Origin of the sequence: Williamsia herbipolensis, assembly GCF_036153515.1 — a bacterium.
Taxonomy (GTDB): domain Bacteria; phylum Actinomycetota; class Actinomycetes; order Mycobacteriales; family Mycobacteriaceae; genus Williamsia_A; species Williamsia_A herbipolensis.
Genome location: NZ_CP108021.1, coordinates 3,101,039 through 3,113,702, shown reverse-complemented (window position 1 = coordinate 3,113,702; position 12,664 = coordinate 3,101,039). Strand labels below are relative to the sequence as shown.

14 protein-coding genes are annotated in these 12,664 nt (G+C 69.0%); 6 read left to right on the top strand and 8 right to left on the bottom strand.

Translation table 11 applies throughout. From position 1 onward, the window contains the following. The first annotated feature begins 100 nt into the window (after positions 1-100). From leuA to OG579_RS14185, 3 genes are all read left to right on the top strand, one after another. Positions 101-1,963, top strand: a complete 1,863-nt coding sequence (gene leuA, locus OG579_RS14195) for a 2-isopropylmalate synthase (protein ID WP_328856453.1) — start codon at positions 101-103, stop codon at positions 1,961-1,963. Positions 1,964-2,128: 165 nt separating this feature from the next. Then, positions 2,129-3,610, top strand: coding sequence for a flavin-containing monooxygenase (locus OG579_RS14190; protein ID WP_328856452.1), 1,482 nt, complete (start codon positions 2,129-2,131; stop codon positions 3,608-3,610). A gap of 90 nt (positions 3,611-3,700) precedes the next feature. After that, positions 3,701-4,681: an NADPH:quinone reductase gene (locus OG579_RS14185; protein ID WP_328856451.1), complete on the top strand. Its 981-nt coding sequence runs from the start codon at positions 3,701-3,703 to the stop codon at positions 4,679-4,681. Positions 4,682-4,757: 76 nt separating this feature from the next. Here OG579_RS14185 and OG579_RS14180 read toward each other — a convergent pair whose 3' ends face one another. Further along, positions 4,758-5,648: a LysR family transcriptional regulator gene (locus tag OG579_RS14180; protein ID WP_328856450.1), complete on the bottom strand. Its 891-nt coding sequence runs from the start codon at positions 5,646-5,648 to the stop codon at positions 4,758-4,760. Between the two features lie 73 nt (positions 5,649-5,721). Here OG579_RS14180 and OG579_RS14175 point away from each other — a divergent pair, with 73 nt between their 5' ends. The 3 genes from OG579_RS14175 to OG579_RS14165 are packed head-to-tail and all read left to right on the top strand — an operon-like array spanning position 5,722 to position 8,628. Continuing rightward, positions 5,722-6,747, top strand: coding sequence for an EamA family transporter (locus tag OG579_RS14175; protein ID WP_328856449.1), 1,026 nt, complete (start codon positions 5,722-5,724; stop codon positions 6,745-6,747). Continuing rightward, positions 6,744-7,910 (top strand): Mur ligase family protein, encoded by a 1,167-nt coding sequence (locus OG579_RS14170; RefSeq protein ID WP_328856448.1) that lies wholly within the window; start codon positions 6,744-6,746, stop codon positions 7,908-7,910. The genes OG579_RS14175 and OG579_RS14170 overlap by 4 nt, the downstream gene beginning before the upstream one ends. Beyond that, positions 7,903-8,628 (top strand): type 1 glutamine amidotransferase, encoded by a 726-nt coding sequence (locus tag OG579_RS14165; RefSeq protein WP_328856447.1) that lies wholly within the window; start codon positions 7,903-7,905, stop codon positions 8,626-8,628. The genes OG579_RS14170 and OG579_RS14165 overlap by 8 nt, the downstream gene beginning before the upstream one ends. 34 nt (positions 8,629-8,662) lie before the next feature. Here OG579_RS14165 and OG579_RS14160 read toward each other — a convergent pair whose 3' ends face one another. The 7 genes from OG579_RS14160 to OG579_RS14130 all read right to left on the bottom strand — a co-directional run bounded on the left by OG579_RS14160 (position 8,663) and on the right by OG579_RS14130 (position 12,645). Beyond that, entirely contained in the window at positions 8,663-9,214 is a 552-nt protein-coding gene (locus OG579_RS14160) for a uridine kinase family protein (RefSeq protein WP_328856446.1), read from the bottom strand. Between the two features lie 8 nt (positions 9,215-9,222). Then, positions 9,223-9,834 (bottom strand): recombination mediator RecR, encoded by a 612-nt coding sequence (gene recR, locus OG579_RS14155; protein ID WP_328856445.1) that lies wholly within the window; start codon positions 9,832-9,834, stop codon positions 9,223-9,225. A gap of 7 nt (positions 9,835-9,841) precedes the next feature. After that, positions 9,842-10,177 carry a YbaB/EbfC family nucleoid-associated protein gene (locus OG579_RS14150; RefSeq protein ID WP_045824761.1) on the bottom strand — a complete coding sequence of 112 codons (336 nt, stop codon included), beginning with the start codon at positions 10,175-10,177 and terminating at the stop codon, positions 9,842-9,844. Positions 10,178-10,226: 49 nt separating this feature from the next. Continuing rightward, positions 10,227-10,562 (bottom strand): hypothetical protein, encoded by a 336-nt coding sequence (locus OG579_RS14145; RefSeq protein ID WP_045824699.1) that lies wholly within the window; start codon positions 10,560-10,562, stop codon positions 10,227-10,229. 110 nt (positions 10,563-10,672) lie between these two features. Then, complete coding sequence (locus OG579_RS14140) at positions 10,673-11,593, bottom strand: pseudouridine synthase (RefSeq protein WP_328856444.1); 921 nt, start codon at positions 11,591-11,593, stop codon at positions 10,673-10,675. Between the two features lie 40 nt (positions 11,594-11,633). Then, positions 11,634-12,074, bottom strand: a complete 441-nt coding sequence (locus OG579_RS14135; protein WP_055785105.1) for an SRPBCC family protein — start codon at positions 12,072-12,074, stop codon at positions 11,634-11,636. A gap of 67 nt (positions 12,075-12,141) precedes the next feature. Then, positions 12,142-12,645, bottom strand: coding sequence for an OsmC family protein (locus OG579_RS14130; protein WP_045824704.1), 504 nt, complete (start codon positions 12,643-12,645; stop codon positions 12,142-12,144). Between the last annotated feature and the right edge of the window lie 19 nt (positions 12,646-12,664).

Below are 12,664 nucleotides of genomic sequence, written 5' to 3'. Positions count from 1 at the left end.
TCTCGGGTGCCGCGGCGGGGTCTGATCAGACCGGCTCCCCGTCGCGGGGGTCGATCCTGCGCCGGTCACTTCATCCACGACCACGGAGAAATGACCTCCCATGCCTGCAGCAGACAGTTTTCGTTCCGGAGCCAGCCGCATCGTCTCGCCCGGCGGCCCCGTCCCCTCTGATCAACCGAGCTGGAACACCCAGCGCGCCTCGGCGATGCCGTCGCATCGGTACAAGCCCTTCGCCGACGAGGTCGAGGCCATCACGCTGGCCGACCGCACCTGGCCCGACCGGATCATCGACCGCGCCCCCGCGTGGTGCGCGGTCGATCTGCGCGACGGCAACCAGGCGCTGATCGACCCGATGAGCCCGGCGCGCAAGCGCCGGATGTTCGACCTGCTGGTCCGCATGGGCTACAAGGAGATCGAGGTCGGCTTCCCCTCGGCCAGCCAGACCGACTACGACTTCGTCCGCGAGATCATCACCGACGGAGCCATCCCCGACGACGTCACCATCCAGGTCCTCACCCAGTGCCGTGACGAACTCATCGAGCGCACCTTCGACGCCTGCCGCGGCGCGAACCGGGTGATCGTGCACTTCTACAACTCGACCTCGATCCTGCAGCGCCGTGTCGTGTTCCGCGCCGACAAGGCCGCGATCACCAAGATCGCCACCGATGCCGCCCGCAAGGTGAAGTCGGAGGAGCAGAAGTACCCCGACACCCACTGGCGCTACGAGTACTCCCCGGAGTCGTACACCGGGACCGAGCTCAGTTACGCCAAAGAGGTGTGCGACGCGGTCACCGAGATCATCGCGCCCACCCCGGCCGACCCGATCATCCTGAACCTGCCGGCCACCGTCGAGATGGCGACGCCGAACGTGTACGCCGACTCCATCGAGTGGATGCACCGCAACCTGGCCCGTCGCGACTCGGTGATCCTGAGCCTGCACCCGCACAACGATCGCGGAACGGCCGTTGCCGCAGCAGAACTCGGCTACCAGGCGGGCGCCGACCGCATCGAGGGCTGCCTGTTCGGCAACGGGGAGCGCACCGGCAACGTGTGCCTGGTGACCCTCGGGATGAACCTGTTCAGCCGCGGCGTCGACCCGCAGATCAGCTTCTCCGACATCGACGAGATCCGTCGGACCGTGGAGTACTGCAACCAGCTCGGCGTCCCCGAGCGCCACCCCTACGGCGGCGATCTCGTCTACACCGCGTTCTCGGGCAGCCACCAGGACGCGATCAACAAGGGGCTCGACCAGATGAAGGTCGACGCCGACGCCGCCGATTCCGACATCGACGACCTCTACTGGCAGGTTCCGTACCTGCCCATCGACCCCAAGGACGTCGGCCGCAACTACGAGGCCGTGATCCGCGTCAACAGCCAGTCGGGCAAGGGCGGCGTCGCCTACATCATGAAGTCCGACCACGGCCTGGCCATGCCGCGGCGACTGCAGATCGAGTTCAGTCGTGAGATCCAGAAGATCACCGACGGCGAGGGCGGCGAGGTCTCGCCCAAGGAGATGTGGGACGTCTTCGCCGACGAGTACCTGCACCCGCTGCGACCGCTGGAGCGCATCAGCCAGCGCGTCGACGCCGCCGAGACCGACGACGGCGAGGACCGCATCAGTGCCGTGGTCAAGGTCGACGGCGTCGAGAAGGAGATCGCCGGCCGGGGCAACGGGCCGCTCGCGGCGTTCGTCGATGCCCTGGGCACCGTCGGGTTCAACATCCGGATCCTCGACTACAGCGAGCACGCGATGACCGCGGGCTTCGACGCCAGCGCGGCCAGCTACGTGGAGACCGAGATCGACGGCGAGGTCGTGTGGGGCGTCGGCATCGCCACCTCGATCACCACCGCGACGCTGCGCGCGGTCGTCTCGGCGGTCAACCGCAACCACCGCAAGCGGTTCGGGTCGGGACAGGGCGACGACGTCGCCGCAGGCCCCGCCCCGCGCACCTGGGCGCCCTAGCCCGCGCCGACCCGCTCCGAACTGACGAACCCGCCTCGTGCCTGAGGCGGGTTCGTCAGTTCGCGGCGGGCACGCCACGATGGCCACCCTTGACGTCGACGCGAGGATGGACCACACTCCACGGATACGTGTGACGAGCGGTCACAGCTAACCAAGGGGTCGACGATGACACCACAGTTCGACGCGATCATCGTCGGCGCAGGCTTCGGCGGTATGGGTGCCGCGATCGCACTCCGCGAACTGGGGTACGAGCGTCTGTCGATCCTCGACCGCGAGGACGACCTCGGCGGCACGTGGCACGTCAACCACTATCCCGGGCTCGCCGTCGACATCGCCTCGGTGACCTACTCGTACTCGTTCGCCCCGAACCCCCACTGGTCGCGACTGTTCGCACCCGGCGCCGAGCTGAAGAAGTACGCCGAACACATCGCCGACACCTACGACCTGCGGCGCTCGATGCGTTTCGGGGTCAGTGTGCAGCGCGCCGACTGGGATGACCGTGAACACCACTGGACCGTGACCACCGACGCGGGCGAGACCCTCACCGGACGCTTCCTCGTGACCGCCACCGGATTCCTGTCCCAACCCCACACGCCCGACTTCCCGGGTATCGACACCTTCGCGGGCACGATCATCCACACCACCCGATGGGATGACGCCCACGACTTCACCGGTGAGCGTGCCGCGATCATCGGCACGGGTGCCACGGCAGTCCAACTGATCCCCGAGATCGCCGCGCGTGCAACCGCTCTCACGGTGTTCCAGCGCACCCCCATCTGGGTGGTGCCGAAGATCGACTTCGCCATCCCGCCGGTCGTGCAGCGGCTGTTCGCCCGTGTGCCGCGCACCCAGCGGGCGGCACGATCGGTCAACAACGCGATCCTCGAGGGGATCATGGTGGTGGGTGTCCTGCACTTCCGGCAGGCCAAGATCGTCAACAAGATCGCCGCCGCCGCCGCGCGGGCACACCTGCGGGTCTCGGTCCGCAAGCGCGCGACGAGGAAGGCCCTCACCCCGCACTACGACTTCGGCTGCAAGCGACCGACGTTCTCCAACAAGTACTTCCGCACGTTCAACCGCCCGAACACCCGGCTGCAGACATCGTCGATCGAACGCTTCGAGAGCGACGCGGTGATCACCGCCGACGGCACGCGCACGCCGATCGACACGCTCGTGCTGGCGACCGGTTTCAACCTCTGGGACACCAATTTCCCTGCGTTGCAGATCATCGGACGCGAGGGGCGCGACCTCGGTGCGTGGTGGCGTGAACACCGGTTCCAGGCGTACGAGGGCATCACGATCCCGAGGTTCCCGAACCTGCTGAGCCTGAACAGTCCGTACTCCTACAGCGGGCTGTCCTACTTCACGACGATCGAATCGCAGATGGCCCACATGCGACGTCTGCTCGGCGAGCTGTCGCGGCGTGGCGCGGCCACCTTCGAGGTGACCGACGACGCCAACTCCGCCTTCCTCGACGACGTCACCGAGAAGCTCGGCGACTCGGTCTTCTACGGAGGCCAGTGCTCCACCTCGCGGAGTTACTACTTCAATCAGCACGGCGAGGCGGCGCTGCTGCGTCCGACCTCGACGTCGAACAGCCTCCACGCGGCATCGACGTTCCCTGTCAGCGACTATCAGTTCAGCTGACTCCGCCAGCCGCGTCGGGATCCGCTCCGGCGGGAATGGTCGGAGGCCCCGATGTCTTGAGTGAGGGACCACCACACGAGAGGCAAGAGCATGCGCGCAGCGTTCTACGACCGGCAGGGTCCGGCCACCGAGGTCCTGCAGATCGGCGAGATCGCCGAGAGCGAGCCGGGTGACGGAGAGGTCCGCGTACGGCTGACCCGTTCGGGTGTGAACCCCGGCGACGTGAAGAAGCGCCAGGCATGGCTCGATTCGCCGATGGCGTTCGACCGCGTCGTGCCGCACAGCGACGGTGCCGGCGTGATCGATGCCACGGGACCCGGTGTCGACCCGGCGCGAGTCGGCACCAGGGTGTGGACCTACGGCGCACAGTCCTATCGACCTCTCGGAACCGCCGCACAGAGCACGGTGGTGCCGAGCGATCTCGCAGTGGACCTGCCACCGGCGGTGAGCGACTCGGTGGGTGCGTCATTGGGTATCCCCGGCATCACCGGGCACCGCGCGGTGTTCGCCGACGGGCCGGTGGAGGGAAAGACGGTGCTGGTCCACGGCGTGCTCGGGGCGGTGGGGTCCCTGGCCGCGCAGCTCGCACGCCGCGGCGGCGCCACCGTCGTCGGGACTGTCCGCCGCGACACCGACATCGCGCGGGTCCCCGCATCGGTGGCCGACTACGTCGTGTCGCTGGAGTCCGACGCCGTCGAGCGGATACGCGCGGTCGCACCGGACGGTGTCGACCGCATCATCGAGGTCGCCTTCTCGGCGAACATCGAACTCGACACCGAGGTCGTCGCGAACAACGCCGTCATCGCCGTCTACGGAAGCCCCGAGGCACGCCCCACACTCCCGCTCTGGCCGTTGCTGTTCGCCAACGTGTCGATCCGGTTGCTCGGCAGCGACGACTTCCCGCCGGAGGCGAAGCTCGCGGCCGCCCGGGATCTCACCGCGGCCGCCGCCGAGAACAGTGACCTGGTGCCGGTCATCGACGAGTTCCCACTGGACGAGATCGCGGCCGCACACGACCTCGTCGAGCACGGACGGCCGACGGGCAGGGTGGTCCTGACCATCGACGCCTGAGCGCACCACCATGGCGGTACGAGGCACGGGTTGCGTGAGCGACCGCGTCCTCGTGACGCCGCTGCCGGTGTCGGTGTCACTCGATGTCGGCGCACAATCGGCGGATGCCCTCGGCCACAGCAGCGTTGACCCGACGGTCGAGCGCCGACGGGCGATGCAGGATCTCGTAGACTCGGGCCGCGCGCACGCCCGCGAGCACCAGCCGATGTACCTGCGTATGCCGCACCGCGTGACGGGGCATGAGGGCGATGCCGTGGCCGGCGGCCACCATGGCCTCGATGACCGCGAAGTCGTTGATGCGGTGCACGACCCGGGGTGCGACACCGGTCACCGTCGCGAGGGACAGCAGCACGTCATCGACCGGGAACCCACCGCGCACGCTGATCCACTCCTCGTCGTCGAGGTCATCGAGACTCACCGATTCCTGCTCGGAGAGCCGGTGGTCGGGCGGCACGACGAGGTCGACGGGCTCACGCATCACCACGGCGGAGCGAACGCGGGGCGACGTGATCGACGGCGCGCGTTCGTCACGGTGGGTGAGCACGAGATCGTGGTCGGCCAGCGCATCGGGCGCCGAGCCGTAGGGCACGTCGACATCGGCGGCCACGAGGTCGATCCCCGACGCCCTCGTCGCCGAGAGCAGACCTGGCAGCAGCAGCGCCGCGGCCGAGGGGAACATCGCGAGCCGCACCGTGCCGACGGTGGTGCGAGAACGGGCGGCCATCTCCTCGACGGCCCGGTCGACGGACGCGATCACCTCGTCGGCGCGCAGCACCAGCGCACGGCCCGCGTCGGTGAGCCGCAGACCCCGCCCCTGCTGCTCGAGGAGCTCGATACCCGCCTCGCGAGCCAGCACCTTCAGCTGCTGCGACACCGCCGAGGGGGTGAGGCGCATCGCATCGGCGACGGCACCCACACTGCCCCGGTCGGCGAACTCCCTGAGCAGCCGCAAGCGATGGACATCCATGTAGGAAATCTACAACGACCGTGCACAACAATTCGATTGTCCTGAAGCGGGCGCCTCACCCATCGTTGTCCACATGAGCACTCGCCACCGTCTGATCGGGCTGACCGTCGTCGTGCTGTGGGGCCTGAACTTCATCGCGATCCACGCGGGCCTCGAACACTTTCCGCCGTTCTTCTTCGCCGCGCTGCGCTTCGCCGTGATGGCCGTCCCGGTGATCCTGTTCGTGCCCTTCCCGAACGTCCCCGTGCGCTGGCTCCTGCTCTACGGAACCGGGTTCGGGATCATCCAGTTCGCGTTCCTGTTCCTGGCGTTGGCGACCGGCATGCCGACCGGACTCGCGTCACTGGTGCTGCAGTCGTCGGCACCGTTCACCGTCGTCCTCGGCGTGCTGCTGCTCGGCGAGCGGATGACGCTGCGACAGGTGATCGGCATCGGTGTCGCGATCGGCGGCATGATCCTGATCGGGATCGACCGGGCCGAGGCCGGCGCCGGGATCGGCGTGCTCCCGATGCTCCTCACGCTGATCGCGGGACTGGGGTGGGCGTTCGGCAATCTCGGCAGCCGCATGGCCAAGCCCGACAACCCCATGCGGCTCACGCTGTGGATGTGCGTGATCCCGCCGATCCCGCTCTACCTCGTGAGCCTGGTGATCGAGGGCCCCTCGGCGGGAGTCGACGCACTGTCGACCGCGTTCACGCACGAGGGTCTGATCGCGCTCGGTGGACTCGCCTACGTGATCGTGCTGGGGACCGTCGCCGGGTCGGGACTGTGGACCTATCTGATGAGCAAGCACCCGGCGAGCACGGTGGCGCCGTTCTCGCTGCTGGTGCCCGTGGTGGGGATCACCGCCTCGTGGCTCGTGCTCGGTGAGGACCCGTCTGCGCTGCAGCTCATCGGGGCCGCGGTGGTCATCATCGGCTGCCTCGGCGGGATGATGGGCGCGGCGGGCAGAGCGGTCCCTGTGACAGACTCATCGGCATGTCCGACGCCCCCACGCAACGCCGGGCGCGCCTCCCGATTCGTACCCGGACGGCGCTCGCGGCGGCCGCAGGAGCTCGCTGGGCCTCCCAGAGAACCGGTCGCGGCAAAGGCTCCATGATCGGTGGTCTCATCGCCGCGAAGATCGACCCCTCGATCATGGGTCGTCTCGCGGGCGGCAAGGCCACCGCGCTCATCACCGGCACCAACGGCAAGTCCACGACGACGAAGATGACCGCCGCGGCCCTCGCCGGTCTCGGTGGCGTGATCAGTCAGGCCGACGGCGCGAACATGGACGCCGGCATCATCGCCGCGCTCACCCTCGGACGCGACGCGCCGTACGCGGCGATCGAGGTCGACGAGCTGCACGTGCCCCACGTGTCCGACGCGGTCGATCCCGACGTGCTTGTGCTGCTGAATCTCTCACGCGATCAGCTCGACCGCGTGGGCGAGATCAACATCATCGAGCGCAGGCTGCGCGAGGGCATCGCCAGACACCCCGACATGACGGTGATCGCCAACTGCGACGACGTGCTCGTCGCCTCCGCGGCGTACGACGCGGCGAACGTGGTGTGGGTCGCGGCCGGCGCCGGATGGGCCAACGACTCCGTGAGCTGCCCGCGCTCGGGCGAACCGATCATCCGTTCCGGCGACGACTGGCACAGCAGCGGAACCGACTTCCGGCGCCCCACGCCCTCGTGGTGGTTCGACGACGACTCCATCCACGGCCCCGACGGCTTCACCGCACCGATGACCCTCACGTTGCCCGGAAAGGCCAACCGCGGCAACGCGACCCAGGCCGTCGCCGCAGCGGTGGCCATGGGCGCCGACCCCCACGCCGCGGTTGCCGCGGTGTCCGGTGTCGGCGAGGTCGCCGGGCGGTACGGGGTGCGCACCGTCGGCCCGCACTCGGTGCGTCTGCTGCTCGCCAAGAACCCCGCCGGATGGCAGGAGGCGCTGTCGATGATCGATCCCGACGCCGCCGGACTGGTGATCGCCGTTAACGGCCAGGTGCCCGACGGCGAGGACCTCTCGTGGCTCTGGGACGTGCGTTTCGAGCACTTCGAGAACACGACGGTCGTCGCCGCGGGAGAACGGGCCTCCGATCTCGGGGTGCGCCTCATCTACGCCGGAGCCGAGCACCAGACCATCCCCGATCCGTTGGTGGCCATCGCCTCGTGCCCTCCCGGCCGGGTGGACGTCCTCGCCAACTACACCGCGTTCCGTGACCTCGGCGTCGCCATCGACCGGATCGAACGCTCGGAGGGGACCCGCCGTGGCTGACCAGACCTCGACACTCCGAATCGGTTTGGTGTTGCCCGACGTGATGGGCACCTACGGTGACGGCGGCAACGCCCTCATCCTCCGGCAGCGCGCACGGATGCGCGGCATCGACGCCGAGATCGTCCAGATCACCCTCGACGACCCCGTCCCCGAGTCGCTCGACGTCTACACACTCGGCGGGGCCGAGGACTACGCGCAGCGTCTCGCCACCCGACATCTCCTGCGCTACCCCGGTTTACAGAAGGCCGCCGCCAAGGGAGCGCCCGTGTTGGCGATCTGCGCCGCCATCCAGGTTCTGGGTCACTGGTACGAGACCTCGGCAGGCGAGCGGGTCGAGGGCATCTCGATGCTCGATCTCACCACCACACCGCAGACGACCCGCAGCATCGGCGAGCTGGTCACCAGCCCCACCCTCGCAGGCCTCACACAGCAACTCACGGGATTCGAGAACCACCGCGGTGGAACGATTCTCGGTGCCGACTCGGTTCCGCTGGCCCGCGTCGACTCCGGTCACGGCAATCGCGCCGGGGATCGAGCCGACGGCGCTGTCACCGGGTCGGTGATCGGCACGTACCTCCACGGTCCGGTGCTCGCCCGCAATCCCGAGCTCGCCGACCACCTGTTGTCGCGGGCCATGGGTGGCGCGACACTGGCACCGCTCGACCTGCCGGAGATCGACCAGCTGCGCCGTGAACGGATCGCCGCGGCGAAGCGGTAGCTGAGGAGTTCGACGCTCGAGGAACTCGACCGGGTCAGCCGATCACCCGACACCGCTCGCGGGTGCGGTCGACGGCGAACCAGCCGGCCTCGAAGTCCTGCCAGCGTCGCAGGTGCTCCCGCGCGCTCTCGCCGTCGCGGGCGACCGCGCGCTCGAGTCGTTCCGGGGCGGTGGGGCCGTCGAGCCACAGCGCGTGGTCGGCTCGATCGGCCATCGCGTTCCGGGCACTCGACACCCCCTCGATGACGAGGAGCGGTTCCCACCGGATCCACACGCGTGGACCCGGCTCGGCGGTGTCGCCACGCCACACCCGCGGTCGGTGCCGGTAGTCGTGTCGGCGCGTATACGCCTGCAGCACCTCGTGTTCGAGCTCCGGCCACCAGCCCACCGGGTCATCCCACGTGGCGAACTCGTCGGTGCGGATGAGGACCGCACCGCGCCTGCGCTCGCCCAGCGCACTCATCAGCTGATCGGCGAACGACGACTTTCCGGCGCCCGACGGCCCGTCGATCACCACGATGCCCGATCGGAGCTCGTCGGCGAGATCCGATGCCACCGAACGGGAATCGAGATCAGGAGACGACACGGCGGCGACTAGGTGAGAACACGGCGGCCCGACATGGCGCGCCCGAGGGTGAGTTCGTCGGCGAATTCGAGGTCGCCGCCCATGGGCAGACCGGAGGCCAGTCGGGTGACCGACAGGCCCGGGAAGTCCTTGAGCATCCGCACGAGATAGGTCGCGGTGGCCTCGCCCTCGGTGTTCGGGTCGGTCGCGACGATCACCTCGGTGACGTCGACACCGTCGGCCTGATTACCGAGGCGCCGCAGCAGTTCTCGGATCCGCAGCTGGTCGGGACCGATGCCGCCGAGCGGGTCGAGGGCGCCGCCGAGCACGTGGTAGCGCCCCTTGAACTCCTTCGTGCGCTCGATGGCCTGCACGTCCTTGGGTTCCTCGACCACGCAGATCTTCGTGGTGTCGCGGCGGGCGTCGGAGCAGATGCGACACAGTTTGTCGGCGGAGACATTGCCGCATTCGGCGCAGAAGGTGACGTCGTCGCGGACGTGTCCGAGAGCGGCGATCAACCGGTCGAACTCCTCGTTCTCGGAGCCGAGCAGGTGGAACGCAATACGCTGTGCGCCTTTGGGTCCCAGACCGGGGAGCTTGGCCAGCTCGTCGATCAGATCCTGGATCGGTCCCTCGTACACGGGGGTGTCACTGACCCAGGCCGGGGCCGCCGAATCCGGGCAGCCCGCCACCCAGTCCGCCGAGGCCGCCGGCCAGGGGGCCCATGGTCTGCGACGCCAGGGCGTCGCGCTTGCTCGCGAGGTCGGCCAGCGCGCCGACGATGAGATCCTGCAGTGTCTCGACGTCGTCGACGTCGATCACCTTCGGGTCGATCGTCACGCCGGTCACGTCGCCGGTACCGCTTCCGGTCACGGTGACCAGGCCGCCACCGGCCGTGCCGGTCAGCTCGGTCTCCGCGATCTGGTTCTGCGCGGCCAGAAGCTGCTCCTGCATCTTCTGTGCCTGCGCCAACAGTCCTGCCATCGGGTTCTCGGGATCCACGGAGTCCAGCGTAGTGGGCGCGCCGCCCAAGTCAGCGCAGCAGACGCTCGACGTGCTCGGCGATCTCGTCGAGGGTCACGCCGTCGGCGGCCTCGGCGTCGAACGACAGGACGTCGGTGCCGCCGAAGATCCGTGACGCGCGGGCGGTGAGCGCGAACTCGAACCGGTCGCCGACCCGTCGCCACTGCGTGATGCCGTCGGGGACCGGCGCGCTCATACCGGTGCTGACCTGGTACGTCGGCGCCGTCGTCGTGACCTGGGTCAGAAGGTCACGTTGGATCTGGAAGCAGTCGCTGCTCTCGGTGTCGAGAAAGATGACGGCCTCGAACGCCAGATCGGCGATGCGGTCGTACGACGCGACGATCATCGGACCATCGTCGCACCCGCTGCGTCACGACGGCCCACCCGATGCGAACGAGGGCCCACCGGGCGGAAACGACGGCCCAACTGCGGTGGTGCGGGGTGCGGTGGTGTCGGTCAGGGCCGGCGGTCGGTGGTGAAGGTGCGGGTACGGCCGGTGAGCGGATCGTCGAAGGTCAACTCGGCCGCCACCAGCCGTAGCGGTCGGGAGAAGTCGCCGCGGTCGGGGCGGGCAGCGAGGTCGTCGTCGATCTCGGGGTAGAGAGGATCGCCGACGATCGGTGTCCCGAGACCGGCCATGTGCAAGCGGAGTTGATGGGTGCGGCCCGTGATCGGAGTCAGCCGGTACTCGGCGAGTCCGTCGGTGCCGGATTCCCCGACCACCTCGACGCGGGTGCGCGCATTCACCGCACCCGCGACGACGCGTGCCCGCAGGTCGGTCGCGTCCTTGACGATGCGATCGGCGACCTCAATCGGCATCGACACCCGCGGCGCTGGTGCGACCGCGCGATACACCTTGCGCACCTGCCGTTCGGCGAACAAGCGCTGGTAGGCGCCCCGCACCTCGGGTCGGAGGGTGAACAGCAGCACGCCGGCGGTCAGCCGGTCGAGCCGATGGGCCGGACTCACCGCATCGACGCCGAGGTGGCGGCGCAGACGGACCAATGCGGTCTGCGTGACATGCGCGCCGCGGGGCATGGTCGAGAGGAAGTGCGGTTTGTCGACCACCACGATGTCGTCGTCGCGGTGCAGGATCGGCATCGTGAACCCGATCTCGACCTCGGCGGGGAGATCCCGGTAGAGGTACACCGGCCGACCCGCGCGGCATCGAGTCGTCGGGGTCAGCGCGATGCCGGTCGAATCGACGACCTCGCCGGCCGCGAAACGCTCGAGCAGGGCCGCATCGTCGACGCCGGCGAACGCGGGTGCCGCACGGAGTACGTCGAGGAGAGCGAGGGCGGGGTCGCGGACCACCACGCGCGTGGCGTCGACACCGTCCCGCGGCGGCAGCGGGTGCGCTCGGCGGCGGCGTCCCATCGGTCGGCTCGTCGTTCGACTCAGCGCGACCGAAAAGGGGTCACGAGGTCTCGAGCCGCGTCTTCAGGTTGCCCAGCAACGCCGACTGGATGCGGTTCAGCCCCTTGGGGGCGAAGGTCTTCTCGAAGAAGCCGCCGATGCCGCCGGCGCCCTGCCACTGCGTGGTGGTCGAGACCTTCGAACCCGAACCCGCCGGGGTGACGGTGTAGGTGGTGACCATCGTCGAGTTCGCGTCGGTCTCGGTGATGGAGTTCGCGTCGGCCGTGACCGTCGCCTTCACGTTCCGCGAGCGCTTCTTCGTCGCCTGCAGCGTCCACTGCGCGACGGTGCCCGCGCCCGACTTCCCGCTGACCACCTGGTAGTCGAGGTACTGCTCGGGCAGGATCTGCGGACGCACCACGGTGTAATCCGACAGCGCCGAGAGCACCGCGTCGGGTGCTGCGTTGATGTCGATCGACTGTGTCGCCGAAACCTGGGCCACGAAAATCTCCTCGGTGCGGGGCCCGCCGGGAGGGCAGGCCGTGTCGTGCCGAACAGATTACCGGTGGTCAGCCCCTCCTGATCGCCACCGGCGCCGACCCCGCGAGGGTGCGGGCGACCACGCAGTAGCGCTCGGTAAGTTCGAGGAGCTTCGCGACCTTGGCGTCGTCGGCGTCGGTGTCGAAGGTGAAGGTCAGGGAGATGTCGGTCATCCCGACGGGCACGTCGCGGTCGATGCCGAGGGTGCCGCGGGCGTCGAACGCGCCGTCGGCGCGCACCTGTGCGTTGCGGATGTCGAGCGACATCGCCGTCGCGACCGAACGGAACGTCACCCCGGCGCAGGCCACGAGTGCCTGCAGCAGCATGTCGCCCGAGCAGGCCTCGCTGCCGTCGCCGCCGGTGGTGGGGTGCAGTCCGGCGGTGATGGGCCCGGCCCAGGTGTCGACGGTGCACGTGATGTCGCCGTCGGTGAACGTCCCGACGGCGTGCAACGGCGCGAGCGCGGCCTCGGGCTGTTCCTTGTACTGGTCCTTGAGCGGCTTCTGCAGTTCGCGCAGTGCGGTGGCGTCCATGCATCCATCGTGGCACGGG

What these genes read in the sequence shown, in the direction of transcription:
- OG579_RS14130 (WP_045824704.1), bottom strand. Translation starts at nt 12,645, where the DNA reads ATGGACGCCACCGCACTGCGCGAACTGCAGAAGCCGCTCAAGGACCAG.
- OG579_RS14150 (WP_045824761.1), bottom strand. Translation starts at nt 10,177, where the DNA reads ATGGCAGGACTGTTGGCGCAGGCACAGAAGATGCAGGAGCAGCTTCTG.
- OG579_RS14175 (WP_328856449.1), top strand. Translation starts at nt 5,722, where the DNA reads ATGAGCACTCGCCACCGTCTGATCGGGCTGACCGTCGTCGTGCTGTGG.
- OG579_RS14180 (WP_328856450.1), bottom strand. Translation starts at nt 5,648, where the DNA reads ATGGATGTCCATCGCTTGCGGCTGCTCAGGGAGTTCGCCGACCGGGGC.
- OG579_RS14145 (WP_045824699.1), bottom strand. Translation starts at nt 10,562, where the DNA reads ATGATCGTCGCGTCGTACGACCGCATCGCCGATCTGGCGTTCGAGGCC.
- OG579_RS14190 (WP_328856452.1), top strand. Translation starts at nt 2,129, where the DNA reads ATGACACCACAGTTCGACGCGATCATCGTCGGCGCAGGCTTCGGCGGT.
- OG579_RS14140 (WP_328856444.1), bottom strand. Translation starts at nt 11,593, where the DNA reads ATGGGACGCCGCCGCCGAGCGCACCCGCTGCCGCCGCGGGACGGTGTC.
- OG579_RS14185 (WP_328856451.1), top strand. Translation starts at nt 3,701, where the DNA reads ATGCGCGCAGCGTTCTACGACCGGCAGGGTCCGGCCACCGAGGTCCTG.
- leuA (WP_328856453.1), top strand. Translation starts at nt 101, where the DNA reads ATGCCTGCAGCAGACAGTTTTCGTTCCGGAGCCAGCCGCATCGTCTCG.
- OG579_RS14170 (WP_328856448.1), top strand. Translation starts at nt 6,744, where the DNA reads ATGATCGGTGGTCTCATCGCCGCGAAGATCGACCCCTCGATCATGGGT.